At 54.0% G+C, this 18,057-nt stretch carries 16 protein-coding genes; 11 read left to right on the top strand and 5 right to left on the bottom strand.

What is annotated here, in order from left to right; translation table 11 throughout:
* Positions 1-11: 11 nt before the first annotated feature.
* From H2508_RS14680 to pepD, 3 genes are read right to left on the bottom strand one after another with little or no spacing between them, the layout of a single operon-like run.
* A complete protein-coding gene (locus tag H2508_RS14680) occupies positions 12-1,292 on the bottom strand; it encodes a DUF2254 domain-containing protein (protein ID WP_182175383.1) in 1,281 nt (426 codons plus the stop codon).
* Positions 1,293-2,486 (bottom strand): amino acid aminotransferase, encoded by a 1,194-nt coding sequence (locus tag H2508_RS14675; protein WP_182175382.1) that lies wholly within the window; start codon positions 2,484-2,486, stop codon positions 1,293-1,295.
* 50 nt (positions 2,487-2,536) lie between these two features.
* Positions 2,537-3,979 (bottom strand): beta-Ala-His dipeptidase, encoded by a 1,443-nt coding sequence (gene pepD, locus H2508_RS14670; RefSeq protein WP_182175380.1) that lies wholly within the window; start codon positions 3,977-3,979, stop codon positions 2,537-2,539.
* 248 nt (positions 3,980-4,227) lie between these two features.
* Here pepD and H2508_RS14665 point away from each other — a divergent pair, with 248 nt between their 5' ends.
* The 5 genes from H2508_RS14665 (at position 4,228) to H2508_RS14645 (ending at position 8,025) form a co-directional block, all read left to right on the top strand.
* Positions 4,228-4,413 carry a hypothetical protein gene (locus H2508_RS14665; protein ID WP_182175378.1) on the top strand — a complete coding sequence of 62 codons (186 nt, stop codon included), beginning with the start codon at positions 4,228-4,230 and terminating at the stop codon, positions 4,411-4,413.
* A 199-nt stretch (positions 4,414-4,612) separates the two neighbouring features.
* Positions 4,613-5,344, top strand: coding sequence for a carboxy-S-adenosyl-L-methionine synthase CmoA (cmoA, locus tag H2508_RS14660; protein WP_182175376.1), 732 nt, complete (start codon positions 4,613-4,615; stop codon positions 5,342-5,344).
* Entirely contained in the window at positions 5,341-6,321 is a 981-nt protein-coding gene (gene cmoB / locus H2508_RS14655; protein WP_182175468.1) for a tRNA 5-methoxyuridine(34)/uridine 5-oxyacetic acid(34) synthase CmoB, read from the top strand. Before cmoA ends, cmoB begins: the two co-directional genes overlap by 4 nt.
* A gap of 200 nt (positions 6,322-6,521) precedes the next feature.
* Complete coding sequence (locus H2508_RS14650) at positions 6,522-7,694, top strand: TMEM43 family protein (RefSeq protein ID WP_182175374.1); 1,173 nt, start codon at positions 6,522-6,524, stop codon at positions 7,692-7,694.
* Between the two features lies 1 nt (position 7,695).
* Positions 7,696-8,025: a putative signal transducing protein gene (locus tag H2508_RS14645; protein WP_182175372.1), complete on the top strand. Its 330-nt coding sequence runs from the start codon at positions 7,696-7,698 to the stop codon at positions 8,023-8,025.
* Positions 8,026-8,107: 82 nt separating this feature from the next.
* Here the strand turns inward: H2508_RS14645 and lon are convergent, their stop codons facing one another.
* Entirely contained in the window at positions 8,108-10,525 is a 2,418-nt protein-coding gene (lon, locus tag H2508_RS14640; protein ID WP_182175370.1) for an endopeptidase La, read from the bottom strand.
* Between the two features lie 184 nt (positions 10,526-10,709).
* Between lon and H2508_RS14635 the strand changes: the two genes are divergently transcribed.
* Positions 10,710-11,993, top strand: coding sequence for an aminotransferase class I/II-fold pyridoxal phosphate-dependent enzyme (locus tag H2508_RS14635; protein WP_182175368.1), 1,284 nt, complete (start codon positions 10,710-10,712; stop codon positions 11,991-11,993).
* Between the two features lie 84 nt (positions 11,994-12,077).
* Here the strand turns inward: H2508_RS14635 and H2508_RS14630 are convergent, their stop codons facing one another.
* The gene (locus tag H2508_RS14630) at positions 12,078-12,422 is read right to left on the bottom strand and encodes a DUF1820 family protein (protein WP_182175366.1); all 345 of its coding nucleotides are present in this window, start codon (positions 12,420-12,422) and stop codon (positions 12,078-12,080) included.
* A 214-nt stretch (positions 12,423-12,636) separates the two neighbouring features.
* On the opposite strand from H2508_RS14630, the gene miaB reads away from it, so the two are divergent.
* The 5 genes from miaB to lnt all read left to right on the top strand — a co-directional run bounded on the left by miaB (position 12,637) and on the right by lnt (position 17,970).
* A complete protein-coding gene (miaB, locus tag H2508_RS14625) occupies positions 12,637-13,992 on the top strand; it encodes a tRNA (N6-isopentenyl adenosine(37)-C2)-methylthiotransferase MiaB (RefSeq protein ID WP_182175364.1) in 1,356 nt (451 codons plus the stop codon).
* Between the two features lie 62 nt (positions 13,993-14,054).
* Entirely contained in the window at positions 14,055-15,074 is a 1,020-nt protein-coding gene (locus H2508_RS14620) for a PhoH family protein (protein WP_235965421.1), read from the top strand.
* A complete protein-coding gene (gene ybeY / locus H2508_RS14615; RefSeq protein ID WP_182175362.1) occupies positions 15,071-15,574 on the top strand; it encodes an rRNA maturation RNase YbeY in 504 nt (167 codons plus the stop codon). Before H2508_RS14620 ends, ybeY begins: the two co-directional genes overlap by 4 nt.
* Complete coding sequence (locus H2508_RS14610) at positions 15,571-16,419, top strand: HlyC/CorC family transporter (RefSeq protein ID WP_182175360.1); 849 nt, start codon at positions 15,571-15,573, stop codon at positions 16,417-16,419. Before ybeY ends, H2508_RS14610 begins: the two co-directional genes overlap by 4 nt.
* Before the next feature lie 3 nt (positions 16,420-16,422).
* Entirely contained in the window at positions 16,423-17,970 is a 1,548-nt protein-coding gene (lnt, locus tag H2508_RS14605) for an apolipoprotein N-acyltransferase (RefSeq protein WP_328799388.1), read from the top strand.
* The last annotated feature ends 87 nt before the right edge of the window (positions 17,971-18,057 follow it).

Here is an 18,057-nt window from a genome sequence, read left to right as displayed (position 1 = left end):
TCTGCCAGAGTTTAGTCCCCAGCCTGCAACACTACCTGCTCCAGCGCCTCGCGCTCAAATGGCATCTCCAAGACATCTCTAGCGCGCTCCCAGGCGCGCTGGGACTGTAGCCTCGCAGCCCGCTCAAGCTCAGCATGCTCAAGGGCAGCCAAGGCAGCCAAAGATTTCTGCAAGCGTATTTGAATCGATAGGGTACCACTGCCGTCCCGAGCAATAGCAGAAAAGACATCCTCTAGCAGATCATTAGCGTCTAAGCGGGGGAACCAGACTTTGGCCCCATCGGCTGCTTCCTCGCCGTTATCTAGCTGTTTAGTCGTCGCCCAGATACTCAATACCCGAGTCACCCGACCAATAATATCAATAGCCGTGCCTGGATCATTGATCCCTGGCGATAAGGCGCGAGAAGCAATCTCCGCCAGAACAATCAAGCCATAGCGCGGGTCGTAGTCAAAGGTGCGCTCTTGGCCAATGGAAAAAGCATCGCATAAACACTGGCTATCGAAGTCCTCTGGCCAATCCCCAGCAACCCGCAGTAAAGGCCGACCCAAGCCCACAAAAGCTCCGGGCTCAGCCACCACAAAGAATTCCAATTTGTGCCTGCGGCTCAGCTCTATCAGTGCTGCCATATCGATGTGCTGCACATAACCGACCTGCTGTGCAGCAATGGTGCTCGCATCGGCGGGTATCCGCTGGGCGATATCCCGACAAGCTCGGCCGCCAAGTCCCGGATAATGAGCGCGTTTAACTAAGGCATCCAGAGCCGAGTTTTCAACACGCTCACTGGTCTCACTGACCCGCGCTAGCTGTGATAAGTGGTCGATCCAGCGCAGCAGAGCCACCACAATCAATACGATCACCAGGATCATGACGGCAAACAGCACCACATGGCCGCGCTCACCATAAGCTCCCGCACTGAGCGCTACAATCCCCACCAAACTGAACAAAAATGAGCCGATGAAAGCGCCCAGCGCATGTCGGGTGACTTCGTTATCAATAACTAGGGCGGTGGCTCGTGGCGAGGTATTGCTAGTAACTGAACCGTGAGCGCTGACCATTGTGGCTAGCGAGAAGGTCGTCACTGCCAACATGCTCGAGGCCAAAATACTCAGGATATCGCCCACAGCTTTGGGTTTAATAAACTCCGTGGCACTGGCCGGAATGTAGGGGCCCAAAAATGCAGCTATAAATACCGAGGCAATTGCAGCCAAGGCATAAATCACCGCCGTCAGCCACAGTTGCCTGGCAACCTGGCGAAACAGCCAGCGCCAACGCGTCGTTAATTGTTGTGCCACCTAGCGCCCCAACACTTGTGCGACCGACCGAGCCACTATATCAATATTGGCAGCATTAATTCCGGCCACATTTATCCGTGAAGAATCCAGCATATAAACACTGTGCTCCCTGCGTAAACGCTGTGCCTGTTCAGCGCTTAAGCCAAGAAAAGAAAACATGCCTTTTTCGCGCTCGATAAAGGAAAAATCCTGATCCACAGCGGCCTCCAACTTACTGCGCAAATCGCTGCGCAATGTATTGATGCGCCGACACATTGACTCTAGCTCATTTTGCCAGCTCTGCCGCAGCGCCTGGTCGCCGAGCACTCTACCTGCAATCAGGGCTCCGTGGGCGGGCGGCATAGAATAGACACGGCGAGCGGCCACTAATGCTTGGCTTTGCAGAGCCTCTGCAGAGGCCGAGTTCTGGCCAATAAATAGTGTGGCGCCAGTGCGCTCACGGTAGAGGCCTAAGTTTTTAGAGCAAGATGCCGCCACAATCAGCTCGGGAAGGCGCTCGACTAAAAGGCGCAAGCCGGCGGCATCGCGCTCTAAACCATCACCGAGCCCTTGGTATGCAATATCAATAAAAGGTAGAAAACCTTGCTGTTCGGCCATCTCAGCGATTTGAGCCCACTGCTCTAACTCTAAATCAGCACCGCAGGGGTTATGGCAGCAGCCGTGCAATAGGACTACATCGCCGCGCTGTGCTGACTTGAGATCGGCCACCATGCCTTCAAAATCCACCCCGTGACTGGGCGCATCGTAGTAGCGATAGCTTTCAAAACGCAGTCCGACACTGCCCAAAAGTGGGATATGCACTGGCCAAGTAGGGTCAGACACCCATACTCGGGCGTTAGGCCGCGCTGCCTGAATAATCTCTGCGCCAATACGTAATGCCCCACAGCCCCCTGGGGTTTGTACGCTGCTGACCCGGCCGGCCAGCAAGGCCGAACTGTCAGCTCCCAATACCAGTTGCTGTATGCCGGTATTAAATGCCGCATCGCCAGCTGGCGGGATATAAGCTTTGCTGCTCTCTTGTTCAATCAGCTGCCGCTGAGCTTGCTGCACCGCTTCAAACACTGGGCAAAGCCCCTGCTCATCCATATAAATGCCCACGGTCAGGTCAACCTTGTTCGGGTTGGGATCAGCACGACAGGCCGCAGCCAAACCCAATATGGGGTCATCAGGCAGGCGGGGCAGGACTTCGAGCATGGTGTTATCTCCGTGTATGATTAGCTTGTTTAATGGTTTTAGAGTGGATGTTACATCTCGGCCAACAAGGCAGTCAGTAGCTGCCAAAACGGCGCGACAGTGGCAATTTCAAGACGCTCACTCGGCGAATGTGCAGCGCGGATAGTAGGGCCAAAGGAAAGAATATCCACATCCGGCTTTTTACTTTTTAAAATGCCGCACTCAAGCCCAGCGTGAATCGCTTTGACTGCGGGCTCGATGCCAAACAAACGCTGGTGCAAGGCCTTTGCCTTAGCCAATAAGGGGCTGCCAAAATCAGGCTGCCAACCAGGATAACCCGCCTTAGGCTCGACCTGCAGACCAGCTAAGCGCGCTAGGGATTCCACCGAACGGCGCAGCGGAATAGCTTGCTCGGCGTTAAAGAAACGCAGGCTTGACTCCAGCTCCAACTGCCCTTCGCTGAGCTCCACGCAAGCCAAGTTAATGCTGAGGTCAACCAGATCCGCGGGCTGTTCAAGATTGTAAGACTGTGCCCCGTGGGGAAAAGCGGCCAATAAATCGAGCAATAAAGTACTGTCTTCAACACTCAGGCCAGCAGCGGGGTCGGCAGTTTCCAGCGCCGCGCTTAGGCCGTGATCGGCAGCAGGCAAATAACCCAGCCATTGCTGTATTAGCTTGTCCAAAATTTCTGGCAAGTGCTCAGCCTCGGAGCTTGGGCAGGCAAATATCACCTCCCCTTCCCGAGGAATAACATTGTGCGCCACTCCAGCCTTAAAGTGCACTAACTGCACTTGCTCAATCGACTGAAGAAAGTCCACCAAGAGCTTAATGGCACTGCCAAGCTGCTGATGGATTTGGATACCCGAGTGACCACCCGCCAAGCCCTTCAGGCTCAAAGAAAAATAGCTCAAATTTGACGCGGGGAGCTCGGTTTTGAAAGTGCGCGTAAAGCTCCAGCCACCCCCTCCGGTGCAGCCAATATACAGCTCGTTCCAATCTTCGGTGTCGAGGTTAAGCATACGCTCACCACTCAACATGCTGGCATCTAACTCACTGGCGCCGACCAAACCTGTTTCTTCATCAATCGTAAACAGTAACTCCAATGGCGGGTGCGCTACGCTGTCATCCGTCATTAAGGCCAGCGCTGCGGCGCAGCCCACACCATTGTCTGCGCCCAAGGTGCTGCGATCTGCATGCAGCCAGCCATCGCTAATTGCCAGGCTCAGCGGATCTCGAAAGAAGTCGTGCTGCTTATCTTCGGTTTTGACTGTCACCATGTCCAAGTGGTTCTGAATAATCACGGTGCCACTACTTTCCATCCCGGGAGTGGCCGGTACATAAACCACCAAGTTCCCCACCGCATCGCATTGCCAGCGATGCCCAAGAGCCTCTGCCTGATCAATGACATACTGGCGCACCGCCTGCTCGTGTTTAGAGGGTCGGGGAATTTGTGTGAATTGATAGAAGTGCTCCCAGATATGGCTGGGCTGCTGAGGGTAGTTATCAGGCTTCATCGAGATCTCCATGCAATCGCGGACAATTATACCTGAGGCACAAGTGAGACAGGATAGTGTGAGCAGCATTCAATCGCGCCCCACGCAAGGTTTCTAGCAAATAGCTGCCTTCATTTTGATAAAAAAGTCTTATTTAGCGCATAAAGGCGCAGTTTTCACACTTAATGAAGGTACTTTTTACACCCCCAGGCTGCCCAAGGGGGCTACACTGAAAGTGAATCCAAAGTATTTACTAGTTAAGGTTAGAAATGAAAACACGTAATCAAGGTAGAGCTAGTCTGGTGGAGTTTCTCCGCAGCATTAAGTTTAGCCATGAGCACTCAGAGCAAGAAGCACAAGAATGCACTACGCATTTTGCCAGCTTTAAGCAGCGCGTCCGCACTAGTCGTCAGCATAGCAACGAAGACGCACAAGTCATTCGCAGCGCCAACTAAGCCCTCCTCTCGGCTCGGCGCGCACTTGCTATTATCGCCTACTGCGCGCCGACGACCATAGTCCTTAGCACCACACTGAGCGCTGCTCTGCAGCAACTGAAAGCTGAGGCCATCGACCTAACACCCTAAAGCAATAGCCAACAGGCAGCCTAAGGCGTGTTAAAATCCGCTCCTGTATTTCATCCCAACAGGTAGCACCGTGACTGACACCCGCGACACCCTCTATGCCGAACCCGTGGCATCGCCTGGCTTATTTCAGTTCGATGACAAGGTCGCCCAAGTATTCCCGGATATGATCAAGCGTTCGGTACCCGGTTATAACACCATTGTCGCCATGACCGGGCTATTGGCCGGCCGCTATGCCACCGCTGGCAGCCAGCTATACGATTTGGGCTGCTCCCTCGGGGCCTCCACTCTGGCTATGCGCCAAAACATCCATTTTCAAGACTGCCTTATTATTGGCGTCGATAACTCTGCGGCGATGCTGGAGCGCTGCCAGAGCGTCATCGATACCGACAGCCATGATATTCCTGTCGCACTGCGCTGCGCCCAACTGGAAGACGTGGCGATTGAAAATGCCTCGGTCGTAGTGCTCAACTTCACCCTGCAGTTTGTCCCCCTAGAGTTGCGCGACGCCGTTATTGCCGGGATTTATCAGGGGCTACAGCCCGGCGGAATTATGATCTTGTCCGAGAAAGTCACCTTTGAAGACCCTTATTTGGATGAGCTTAATATCGACCTGCACCATCAGTTCAAGCGCGCCAACGGCTACAGTGATTTAGAAATCGCTCAGAAACGCAATGCCATAGAAAATGTGCTGCTACCGGAAACCCTCAACAAGCACAAAGAGCGTATCGCCAATGCCGGCTTTGGCAGCTGTGATGTCTGGTTCCAGTGCTTCAACTTCGCCTCTTTGGTCGCGCTGAAATGATCGATTACCAGCCACTCATTGAACTCTGGCAAGACAGCGAACTAGCACCCTGGGCTGAGCTACTCGAGCATCAAATAGCTCATGGCTTATCTCTCAAGCGCTATGGTGACTTGCCGCGCTGGCTAAAAGCACTGCAAGCGCTACCGGATATCGAAGTTGCCACTCGAGAGTTAGGCGCCAGCCGTGTTGCTGCCGACAGCTTTGCAGTACTCAATGAGGCAGAGCGCAGCGAATTACAAAATACTCTGCAAGCCCTACACCCTTGGCGCAAAGGCCCTTTTGAACTGTTTGGTGTTCATATCGACACCGAGTGGCGCTCTGACTGGAAGTGGGATCGCATACTACCGCACATTGATGACCTTTCCGGTCGCCGAGTACTGGACGTCGGCTGCGGCAGTGGCTATCACTGCTGGCGGATGGCCGGTGCCGGCGCAGCAGAGGTCATCGGAATCGATCCCACCCCGCTGTTTGTGCTGCAATTTTGGGCCCTGCAAAAATACCTGCAGCAGCCTCATGTGTGGGTATTACCGCTTGGTATTGAGCAGGTCCCAGCAAAGCTCCAAGCCTTTGACAGCGTATTCTCTATGGGCGTGCTTTATCACCGCCGCTCCCCTATGGACCACCTCTTAGAACTGCGCGATTGTCTCCGCCCCGGCGGCCAACTCATACTGGAAACGCTAGTTATCGACGGTGAACTAGGGGCCACTCTGGTTCCTGAGGGACGCTACGCCCGCATGGGCAATGTATGGTTCCTGCCCACTGTCGATACGCTCATTAGCTGGCTGCGCAAGCTCGGCTTTGTCGATACGGCAGTGGTCGATGTATCAGTCACCACTGTTGAAGAACAACGCAGCACAGAGTGGATGCGTTTCCATTCACTGGCAAACTTCCTCGACCCAGCAGACCACAGCAAGACCATCGAAGGTTACCCTGCCCCGCAGCGAGCAGTTATTACTGCTCGAACAGCTGAAAAGTAACACTCACTTAGTAAGGGCTCAGAGCCCTCTGCCTAAGTGCCACTTAGCAGGCAGAGTCTACAAAGCATGTTCATGGCTGTGCTTGACTTCAGCGCGAGCAACTAGCTAACTATGCGTGATTTGAGACAACTCAGATGGGATAAAAGCATAAACCCATGTTTTTATCCCACCCGTATCATAAAAAGAAGAGAGAGCGCAGGATGTCGGATAACTCATATACAGAAGTCACTCGCCAATCTTGGTTCGGCCGCCTTGGTGGCGCCGTAAAAGGCATCTTTATAGGCATTTTGCTGTTTATTGCCTCATTCTTTTTGCTGATCTGGAATGAGCATCGAGCAATCGATACCACCCGGGGTCTAGAGCAAGCCGAAAACGAACTCAGTACTGTATCAGCCGCCCCACTCTTAGCGGAGAACGAAGGCAAGCTGGTTTATTTCACTGCTAGCGCTAACCCAGAAAAAACTCTATCCGACGAGCTTTTTGGCATCAGTTCTGAAGCACTAGTGCTGCGACGGCAAGTAGAAATGTACCAGTGGAAAGAAGAGGTGCGGAGCAAGACTGAAAAAGAACTAGGTGGCGGTAGCAAAACTGTTAAAACCTATCACTACAATAAAACCTGGTCATCCCAGCATATCGACTCAGGACGCTTCAAGCAGAGTAGTGAATACCAAAACCCAGCCTCCATGCCCTATAAGAGCGCGACGCAATACGCAGTGGTCACAGCTGGCGACTACAGAATACCCAACTCAATGCTAAGCCAGCTAGCTAGCAACTCCCCGCTCTACCCAAAGGATGATATCGAGCTAGCAGATGGCTTTGTACGCTACGGCGAAGGCCTCTATCGCGGCAATCCTGAGGCGCCAAAGATTGGCGATATCAGAGTCACTTTCTGGCAAGTAGAGCCCGGAGCGATCAGCGCCATTGCTCAACAGGTAGGCAACACTTTACAGCCCTATACTGCGCGCAGCGGGACTTCGGTGGAGATACTAAAAGCGGGTACCCATAGTGCAGACCAACTATTTCAGCAGGCCCATTCCGAAAACAGTACGCTGAGCTGGATCTTGCGCGCAGTGGGCTTAGCAATGATGTTTATTGGTCTGACAGCCATGTTAAAGCCACTCTCGGTACTTGGCGATGTGGTGCCACTGATTGGTAATATCATTGGGATGGGCAGCGCCTTGGTCGCCGGGCTAGTGACCGTGGTACTTGGCATGCTAACGATTGCCATCGCCTGGATCAGCGTCCGGCCACTGTTGGCTATCGGCCTGATTGCTATCGCCGGCGCCGCCGTTTATCTACTGTTTCAGCGCCGCAGCAAAGTCAAAGCAGAACAAGTGGCCATTGCAGCACAGCAAGCACAGACCAAGTCTTAAGATGACTATGAGGCTGCTCTACTCACACCCACAACTGGTGGTGGTCACACAGATGCGCAGCCTCTTAGAGCAAGCGGGTATCCAGTCTGAGTTACGCAATGAATATGCCGCAGGCGCTATTGGCGAGTTGGCGCCAATAGATGCCTGGCCCGAGCTTTGGGTGGGGACTGAGGACGATGCCAAGCGCGGCGCAGAAGTCCTCAAGCAATTCCAACAGCAGCTCGACCTACCCGACTGGCACTGCGAGCACTGCCACAGTGACAATCCAGCGAGCTTTGATTGGTGCTGGCACTGCGGGGCTGCAGCAGCCGAGCAAAAGCCAGATAACTAGGCCAATACTGACTTAGAAAGAGCCTGTAAAGGCAGCCTTCCGAGCCCTAGCGATGCCGAGTCCGGAAGGCTTTTAACGATCATCAATGCAGAGATTTTTCGTGGCGGTATTGCTGGAATACGCACTCAAAGACCTCGCGGTAGGTCCTTGCAAAATGGACGTTAATACCTTCACGTAAATAGTCTGGCAGCTCATCAAAATCGCGCTTATTGGCATGGGGCAAAATCAGCTCCATGATTTTACTGCGCCGAGCGGCGATAACCTTTTCACGTATCCCCCCTACCGGTAGCACCTGCCCCGTCAGCGTCAACTCGCCGGTCATCGCCAGCGGCCGCTTGATGCGCTCTTTACGCGCTAGAGATACTAGGGCCGTGGCCATAGTAATGCCCGCACTGGGTCCATCTTTAGGCGTGGCCCCTTCCGGCACGTGCATATGCACCATGCTGGTATCAAAGAAGTCAGGGTTGCAGCCGTAGTCCTTCAAGTGAGCGGTGACAAAGCTGTAGGCAATCTCCGCTGACTCTTTCATGACATCGCCGAGCTTACCGGTGGTTTTAAAGCCTCTATTTAGGGTGTGAACTTGAGAGGACTCAATGGCTAAAGTAGCGCCACCCATCGCGGTCCAAGCCAAACCTGTAGCCACACCAATGCCACGCAGCGGCTTCTCGCGCTGAAATGGAGGCTTACCCAATAGCTCTTCGACGTCTTTTTTACCAACCCGCAGCCGTTTTTCCTCGCTACTTAGCATCTGCACAATCGACTTGCGCATGATACGCGCCAATTGTTTCTCCAAGTTGCGCACACCGGCCTCTCGACAATATGACTCAATCACATATTTGAGTGCCGCATCATTAATCTTTAGCTGACTTGGCTTCAGACCATGGCGCTCTAATTGTTTGGGCCACAGATGATTTTTGGCGATTTCTAACTTCTCTTCCGCCACATAACCGGCCAGACGCAAAGTTTCCATACGGTCCATCAAGGGACCTGGAATCGTATCGAGCTGGTTAGCCGTGCAAATAAATAACACTTTGGATAGGTCAACTCGCAAATCCAAGTAGTGATCCAAAAACTCGCTATTTTGCTCAGGATCCAGCACTTCCAGCAGAGCAGAAGCCGGATCACCTTGGTAAGAGGCGCCTATTTTGTCGATTTCATCGAGCATAATCACCGGGTTAGAGACCTCGACCTCTTTTAAGGCCTGCACAAATTTACCCGGCATCGCACCAATATAGGTGCGCCGGTGGCCTTTGATCTCAGCTTCATCGCGCATCCCGCCAAGACTGAAGCGGTAAAACTTGCGCCCCAAGGCATCGGCCACTGAGCGCCCGATACTGGTTTTACCCACACCGGGAGGGCCGACCAATAAGAGAATAGAGCCAGCTATCTCACCTTTGAAGGCACCTACGGCAAGGAACTCAAGAATACGGTCTTTGACATCTTCCAAACCATCGTGGTGCGCATCTAATACTTCACGGGCATGTTTTAATTCCAGTTTATCCTCGGACATCACTCCCCAAGGTACTTGGGTTGCCCAGTCCAGATAGTTGCGTGTCACCCCATATTCGGGCGAGCCCGTTTCCAACAAGGACAGCTTGTGTAATTCGTCGTCGATCCGACTAGCCACTGCTTCTGGCAGCTCTTTATCGGCTATTCGCTCGCGGAAGGTATCGACATCGGTGCTGCGATCGTCTTTGGAAATACCCAGCTCTTTCTGAATCACCTTGAGCTGCTCGCGCAGGAAAAACTCCCGCTGGTGCTCCGAGACCTTGTCATTCACCTGACTCGTAATTTTGCCTTGCAACTCAGCTACTTCACGCTCTTTACGCAGCAGAGTAAGCGCTTTTTCCATGCGCGAAATCAGCGGCAAGGTATCGAGAATTTCCTGCAGATCATCCCCTGAGGCAGTGGTCAGAGCCGCCGAGAAGTCCGCTAGCAAGCTAGGCTGATTGGGGTTGAAATTGCTCATGTACTGCTTGAGCTCTTCACTGTAGAGCGGATTGAGCGGCAGTAGCTCCTTAATCTGCTTAATCAGCGCCATAGCATAGGCTTTGACCTCATCACTCTCGCGATCGCCTTGGCTTTTGGGGTACTCCACCTGCACCAAATAGGGCGGCTTGTCGTTAAGCCAGCGCACAATACGAAAACGCTTCAAGCCTTGGGCTAGAAACTGGGCTTCGCCAACGCCTTCTGGCGGCTGATGCAAACGCACCACGCAACCGATGCTCGGAAACTGCCGCGGATCCAGCGATGCCGGATCCTTTTGATCCACGTAAGACAAACCAATGACATTGACCTTACTTCTGGCGACCGCCTGCAGGGTACTGCCCCACTCCTGGGGATTAATCATTACAGGCTGCACCTGCCCCGGGAAAAAAGGCCTGATGGGCGTCGGAATTAGGTACAGCGTATCGGGCAGAACCTGGTCTGCAACTGCGGGAGTATGCTCGTTTTGGGGAATATCGCTATCGGGCTCGATCGGCTGTTCATTATCATTCATGCGTTACGCTACCTGACTTTGAGTGGTGTAAGGAAATGGTCAACACTGAAGATATGGGGCCCCTAAAGAGTGAATTCAAGCAACAGGCCTTCAGCTGCATTCTCTGCGCGCCTTTGAAGCGCTATACTTGCCCACCTTGAAACCACTATAGCAAAGCCCTCTGGGTAGCCTAAAGGAGATAAGGGTGCATATCGAACAAGCCTCCAAGCAGGAGCTGAAAGACCTACTGGCCGATCTTTATGAAGAGTATGACAAGCTGGCCGAGCTTAAACTTGCACTCGATCTGACCCGGGGTAAACCCGGTGCCGAACAAGTCGCTCTATCCGATGCCCTCGACGGTATTTTAGCTGGCGACTTCCGCGCTGCAGATGGCAGCGATGTACGCAACTATGGCGGGATCGACGGCCTGCCCGAAGCTAAAGCTTTGTTTGGCTCAGTGCTGGGCACCAGCCCCGAAGAGACACTGGTGGGCGGTAACAGTAGCTTGAGCCTGATGTACCAGGTGATCGATTTTGCCATGAACGAAGGACTGCGCGGCGAAGACAGCGCTTGGGCTCTGAACGACACAGTGAAATTTTTGTGTCCAGTTCCCGGCTATGACCGGCACTTTTCGATTTGTGAATACATGCACATTGAAATGTTAGCAGTGCCAATGCTCGACAGCGGTCCCGACATGGATCAGGCCGAGGCCATGGTGAAGGCCGATCCGGACATCAAGGGCATTTGGTGCGTACCGCGCTTTGGCAACCCCACTGGCAGCGTATACAGCGATGACACAGTAGAGCGGATCGCCCGCTTACCGCAGATAGCCAGCGATAACTTCTTGGTTCTCTGGGACAATGCCTATGCCGTTCACAGCCTGTACGACGACGCGCCGGAACTAGCCTCAATTGCCGGCTACTGTCGCAAGCACGACACTATGGATGGTGTGTTCCAGTTTGGCTCGACCTCCAAAATCACCTTCGCAGGTGCCGGTGTTGCCTTTATCGGTAGCAGTGAGCGCAACTTATCCACTCTGAAAGCCCACTTAGCCTTCCAGACCATTGGGCCCGACAAGGTCAATCAGCTGCGTCATGTGCGCCTATTAAAAGACCCTGAGACCCTAGCTGCCCACATGGCCAAACATGCGGCCTTGATTCGCCCGCGCTTTGAAGCTGTGTTGGAAGTTCTAGCCAAAGAACTTGGCGACACAGGAATGGGCGAGTGGACCGAACCCAAAGGCGGTTACTTTATATCTTTCGATACGCGGCCTGGACTGGCCCAAGAGGTGGTCGATCTGGCCGGTAATATCGGGGTTAAACTGACGCCCGCTGGTGCCACCTTCCCTTACGGCCGCGATGAAGCCAATCGCAACATCCGCTTGGCACCTACCTTCCCATCTCTGGAAGATGTGCGCGCAAGTGCTAAGGCCTTTACTGTCTGCGTAAAGCTAGCCACAGTTAAACAGGAGCTGGCCGGGCGCGGCTAATAGCTAGGAACTTTCTTGCCACCCTACCCCGCTTGTGCCAGGCGGGGTAGGGCTCTCGCGAGAGCGGCGAGGCGCTGTGCGGGATTACTCGTCGCTGGGACTGCTCGGCCGGTGGGCACCGGCGAAGGGGAAGCTAGCCACATTGCCTTCACGGGTTGTGACTTCAGAAATTTTTCCGCTACCTTCTTTATCTACTTCATCAATTCGGATAACCGATTGCAAAGGAATGTAGCTGCGTTTTACGCCATTGAACTCACTTTTGAGCTTTTCTTCACTCGGATCTACCAATATTTGCGAGCGTTCGCCGAAGATAAACTCCTCTACCTCAATAAAGCCCCACATGTCACTTTGATAGATTTGCCGCGCAAATACCTCAAAGACTTGAGTGCCGTTTTGAAAAATCACCTTATAGACGGGTTGGTTAGCCATGCTTTCCTCTGGGGCGAACCACTTTAATCAGCGGCCGCAAAGGGGTCGATTGTGCCCCCGAAATTCGAAGGGCAGCAATAGTATCACCATCTACATGAATATCCAGCCCACAAAGCCCACAAGCACTGGGTTTTGAGGCCGCGAGTCGGTATAATCGCCGACCCTTTACGGACCACAACAGCGCGGGCGATACGCCGGCACAGGTGAGCAAGACGTGACCAAAAAGCTCTACATCAAAACTCATGGCTGCCAGATGAACGAGTATGACTCGGCGCGCATCCGCGACCTGCTGGAAGAAAGTCACGATCTGACGCCCACCGACAACCCAGAAGAGGCCGATGTACTGCTGCTAAATACCTGTTCTATCAGGGAAAAAGCACAGGAAAAGGTATTTCACCAACTGGGTCGCTGGAAGCACCTGAAGCAGAAAAACCCCAAGCTCATCATTGGCGTTGGCGGCTGTGTCGCCAGCCAAGAAGGCGCGGAAATTGGCAAACGGGCACCCTATGTCGACCTGGTATTTGGCCCTCAGACCCTGCACCGCTTACCTGAGATGATGAAGCAGCGCGACGCCATGCGCACTGTTGGCAGCGGCCCTGGTGGCACGCTGGTAGTCGATGTCAGCTTCCCTGAAATTGAGAAGTTTGATCGTCTGCCCGAGCCAAAAGTCGAGGGGCCCACAGCTTTTGTGTCAATCATGGAAGGCTGCAGTAAATACTGCACGTTTTGCGTAGTGCCTTACACCCGCGGCGAAGAGGTATCGCGACCGCTGGATGACGTGATCGCTGAAATCGCTCACCTCGCCGAGGGCGGTGTGCGCGAAGTCAACCTACTAGGGCAGAACGTGAACGCCTATCTGGGCAGCAACCACTTAGGCGAAACCGTAGACTTCGCAGAGTTGTTGAGCTACGTAGCCCGAATTCCCGGGATCGACCGAATCCGCTACACCACCTCCCATCCGGTGGAGTTTTCCGATGCGCTGATCGATGCCTACGCCGAGATCCCACAACTGGTCGATCACTTGCACCTACCGGTGCAAAGCGGCTCGGACCGCATTCTGATGGCGATGAAACGCGGCCATACGGCTCTGGAGTACAAGTCCAAAATTCGCCGCCTGCGTAAAATCCGGCCCAATATCAGTATTTCATCCGACTTTATTATCGGCTTTCCCGGTGAAAGCGAGGCCGACTTTGCTGCCACTATGAAGCTAATCGAAGATATCGGCTTTGATACCTCATTCAGCTTTGTTTACAGCGCGCGGCCCGGCACTCCGGCAGCCGAACTGCCGGACAATACGGATGAAGAAACCAAAAAGCAGCGTCTCAAGATTCTGCAAACTCGTATATTGCAGCAAGCCCAAGAAATCAGCCGGCGCATGGTTGGCAGCACACAGCGCGTGCTAGTCACTGGCGTGTCAAAGAAGGATCCCGGGCAGCTACAAGGGCGCAGCGAAAACAACCGCGTAGTGAATTTTGCTAGCAGTGATCACTCTCTCATTGGTGAGTTTGCTGATATTGAAATCCACGAAGCACTCCCCAACTCACTACGCGGCGTGCTGGTCAGCGGTTGACTGCCGCCAATTCCGGTATATCCTTGACTTAAACCCCTTGCCATTTACGGCCGAAGAGTAATTTGAACAGCGAAAACGCGACTCCCACATCGACCCAGCAAAGCTTCTCACTGGAACCCAATGACCCGCGCCACTTGGCTATGCTCTGTGGCCAACTGGACCGTCATCTACGCCAGATCGAGCAGCGCCTAGATGTTTCGATTCACAATCGAGGCAATCAATTTACGCTGAGCGGTCCTGAGGAGAAAGTAAACTCAGCCCGGCAACTACTGACCCACCTCTACGCTGAGGTGTGCCAGGGTGTGGGCCTGAGCCCGGAATCACTGCACCTGCAATTACAGCAATCTGGGCTAGAAAGCTTGGCAGAGACGGCGGAAGGTGCCCAAGTTGAAGCGATTCAGGTGATTCGCACCAAACGCGCCTCAATCAAGCCACGCGGTGCCAACCAGCAATCCTATGTGCGCACCATCAAGCACAACGATATTAACTTTGGTATTGGCCCGGCCGGTACGGGCAAGACTTTCTTAGCCGTTGCCTGCGCGGTTGAGGCCCTCCTTGAAGAGCGTGTCCGGCGTATTCTCCTAGTGCGCCCTGCGGTTGAAGCCGGTGAAAAGCTGGGCTTTTTGCCCGGCGATCTCAGCCAAAAAATTGACCCTTATTTGCGCCCACTCTACGATGCTTTGTACGAGATGTTGGGCTTTGAAACGGTCAATAAGTACATTGAACGCAACATTATTGAAGTGGCGCCGCTGGCCTTCATGCGCGGCCGCACTTTGAATAACTCCTTTATTATTCTCGATGAGGCCCAAAACACCACGCGAGAGCAGATGAAAATGTTTCTCACCCGCATTGGCTTTGGCTCCACCGCTGTAGTCACCGGTGATGCCACCCAGATCGACTTACCTCGCGGTATCCCCTCGGGCCTCACCCATGTGAGCAAGATCTTGCCAGATGTCGAAGGCATCGGCTTCACTTGGTTTGGCAATAAAGACGTGGTGCGTCACCCCTTAGTACAGCGCATCGTAGAAGCCTACGACGCCCACGACGACAAGGCAGCCACGCTAGAAACACAGCGCCGATGAATCTGACCGTCGATGTACAATGCGCCAGCGCTGAGCCCGTTCCCGATGAGGACGACATACGCAGCTGGATTAGTGCAGCACTGAGTGAACACCGCAGGGAACGCGACAGCGAGGTTTCTGTGCGCCTTGTGGACAGTGAAGAAATGGCACAACTCAATCTCAGCTATCGCGGTAAAAGCGGGCCGACTAACGTGCTCTCCTTCCCTGCGGATCTTCCCGAAGGCTTAGACCTGCCACTGTTGGGTGACATCGTTATCTGCGCCCCAGTCGTTGCCGCTGAAGCCGCCCAGCAACATAAAGCGCTGCACGCCCACTGGGCCCACATGACCGTGCATGGCACCTTGCATTTGCTAGGCTATGACCATATCAATGACCATGACGCTGCCATTATGGAAGCGCTGGAAACCCGTATTCTCGCCACAATGGCTATCCCCTGCCCCTACCACAGTGAAACGGGTGCAGAGAACGACGTAACCACCAAGGAGCAGAGTGCCCCATGAGCGAAGACCGATCAGGTAACGAGTCAGACGACAAATCCTGGCTCGAAAAAATTGCCTTAATGTTTTCTTCTCATCCCCACAGCCGCCACGATCTGGAAGACGTATTATCGATTGCAGCGGAAAACGAGGTTATTGACCAGGACGCCCGCAGCATCATGGAAGGGGCCATGAAAGTCAGCGATATGCAGGCCCGCGACATCATGGTGCCCCGCGCCCAGATGGTGGTCATCAAGTCCGAATCCACACTGGAAGAGTTGCTGCCGCAGATTATTCGCTCGGCCCACTCGCGCTACCCAGTGATTGGTGATAGCCCCGACAATATCCTGGGCATTTTGTTGGCCAAAGACCTGCTGCCACAAATCCTCAACAAGGACCGTAGTGACTTCAAAGTAGAAGAGCTACTGCGCCCGACGGTAGTGGTACCGGAAAGCAAGCGCCTCAATGTGCTGCTGCGCGAGTTTCGCGAGAACCGCAATCACATGGCTATTGTGATTGACGAGTACGGCGGCGTGGCTGGGCTGGTTACCATCGAAGACGTATTGGAAGAGATTGTCGGAGAAATCGAAGACGAAACCGACGCCGAAGAAGACCACTACATTCGCAAGATTTCTGATGAAGACTACTTCATTAAAGCACTGACCCCCATTGAAGACTTTAATGAGTACTTCAAAACAAAGTTCAGTGATGAAGAGTTCGATACTATCGGCGGCTTAGTGATCCAAGCTTTCGGTCATATGCCAGCGCGCAACGAAGTCACCTTAATCGATCATTTTGAATTCCAGGTGATCAACGCAGACCAGCGCAAAATACACAGCCTGCGCATGCGGCCAGCATCGGGCGAGTAGAGCGTGTCGCCCTCACAGACTACCGCTACCGGTAGTCCTGAAGCGCGCCCTAGCCGCTTGCCCTGCTTGATGTTATTGCTGGCACCACTGGCCGGCTGCCTCATCACGCTCTCGCTGGCACCATTTAATCTGTGGCCTGCGGGTATCTTAAGCTGCGCCCTTTACAGTGCCCTGCTCTGCACCTGCAGCCCGCGCCAGGCCCTGTGGCGCGGCTGGCTATTTGGCTTGGGCCTGTTTGGCAGTGGTGTGTCCTGGGTCTACGTCAGCATTCATGTCTACGGCTACGCCAGCGTCGGTTTAGCCGTTTTTCTTACCGCTCTGTTCTGTGCCGGCCTGGCCTTACTCCACAGCCTATTTGCCTGGTGCTATGTACGCTGGATTCGCCCCTTGCCCGGCGGCATGCTGCTGGGTTTTGCTGTGCTGTGGGTGTTGTTTGAGTGGCTGCGCAGCTGGCTGCTAACCGGGTTCCCCTGGCTATTTCTGGGTTACGCCCATATCGATACCTGGCTGGCCGGCTGGGCACCGATTGGCGGCGTTTACGCCCTGTCTTTGATCACCGCACTCAGCGGCAGCTGCTTATTTCTCGCCTGGCGCAGTCGCCAAGCTGCTGCCCTGCTTACCTATGCTGTCATCGCCACCGGACTATGGGGCGGTGGTGCGCTATTAAAAAACATCCAGTGGGTCGCCCCCGCTAGTCAGGAGCCTCTCAACGTGGCCCTGTTTCAGCCCAACATTCCACAGCAACAAAAATGGAACCCGGCTTGGCTGCCTTATATTTTGCAGCAATACGAGAACAGCCTGCCAACTCTCGATCAATATGACCTTGTGCTGTGGCCTGAATCCGCCATTCCCCGCTACTTCCAGGATATAGAGCCCTGGTTCGAGCCAATTATCGAGCGAGCTAGGCACAGTGACAGCACTCTGATCACTGGCATTCCCTACCGCGGCTCAGGCCAGCGCGAATACTTCAACAGCATCGTGGCCCTAGGCCAGGGCCAAGGCGTTTATCACAAACAGCGCTTGGTACCCTTTGGTGAATATGTCCCTCTAGAGAGCTGGCTGCGCGGCCTTATCGCCTTTTTTGATTTACCCATGTCAGCCTTTAGCCCCGGACCAGCGGATCAAGCGGCCCTGCAAGCTGGCGCTTTTCGCGTGGCGCCCTATATCTGCTACGAAGTGGTCTATCCTCAGCTGGTCGCCGAGTCGGCACAGCGCTCCGACCTACTGGTCACTATCAGCAATGACAGCTGGTTCGGTGACTCTATCGGCCCGCTGCAGCATTTGGAAATGGCCCGGATGCGAGCGCTCGAAAATGGCCGTTATTTGCTGCGCGGCACGAACAATGGCGTCTCGGCCATTATCGATCACCGCGGTCAGATCTTGGCCCAATCTGAGCAGTTCATCAGCACTCTATTAATTGGCCAAGCGCAAGTCATGCTCGGAGGAACGCCCTTTGGTAGCTTCGGGGCAATGCCTTTGATCGCCGCTTGCTTCTTAGCCTTAGCGATTATGGGCATCATGCGACGCTACCTGTGGCGAGAAGGCGCATAGAACAGCCCCCAGCGTCGCAGCGGCGCGCAATTACTGGTAGAATTTCAAGCTTATTTTTGTCCCCTAACACGCGATTTCCGCACGCGA

The organism is Sediminihaliea albiluteola, assembly GCF_014077625.1.
Taxonomy (GTDB): domain Bacteria; phylum Pseudomonadota; class Gammaproteobacteria; order Pseudomonadales; family Halieaceae; genus Sediminihaliea; species Sediminihaliea albiluteola.
Note: the sequence above shows the minus strand (reverse complement) of the source record. Positions and strands in the feature narration are given on the sequence as shown.

Coding starts and splice junctions, on each gene's coding strand:
- H2508_RS14665 (WP_182175378.1), top strand. CDS start 4,228: ATGAAAACACGTAATCAAGGTAGAGCTAGTCTGGTGGAGTTTCTCCGC.
- H2508_RS14645 (WP_182175372.1), top strand. CDS start 7,696: ATGACTATGAGGCTGCTCTACTCACACCCACAACTGGTGGTGGTCACA.
- H2508_RS14650 (WP_182175374.1), top strand. CDS start 6,522: ATGTCGGATAACTCATATACAGAAGTCACTCGCCAATCTTGGTTCGGC.
- H2508_RS14630 (WP_182175366.1), bottom strand. CDS start 12,422: ATGGCTAACCAACCCGTCTATAAGGTGATTTTTCAAAACGGCACTCAA.
- H2508_RS14675 (WP_182175382.1), bottom strand. CDS start 2,486: ATGCTCGAAGTCCTGCCCCGCCTGCCTGATGACCCCATATTGGGTTTG.
- lon (WP_182175370.1), bottom strand. CDS start 10,525: ATGAATGATAATGAACAGCCGATCGAGCCCGATAGCGATATTCCCCAA.
- cmoB (WP_182175468.1), top strand. CDS start 5,341: ATGATCGATTACCAGCCACTCATTGAACTCTGGCAAGACAGCGAACTA.
- pepD (WP_182175380.1), bottom strand. CDS start 3,979: ATGAAGCCTGATAACTACCCTCAGCAGCCCAGCCATATCTGGGAGCAC.
- ybeY (WP_182175362.1), top strand. CDS start 15,071: ATGAATCTGACCGTCGATGTACAATGCGCCAGCGCTGAGCCCGTTCCC.
- H2508_RS14610 (WP_182175360.1), top strand. CDS start 15,571: ATGAGCGAAGACCGATCAGGTAACGAGTCAGACGACAAATCCTGGCTC.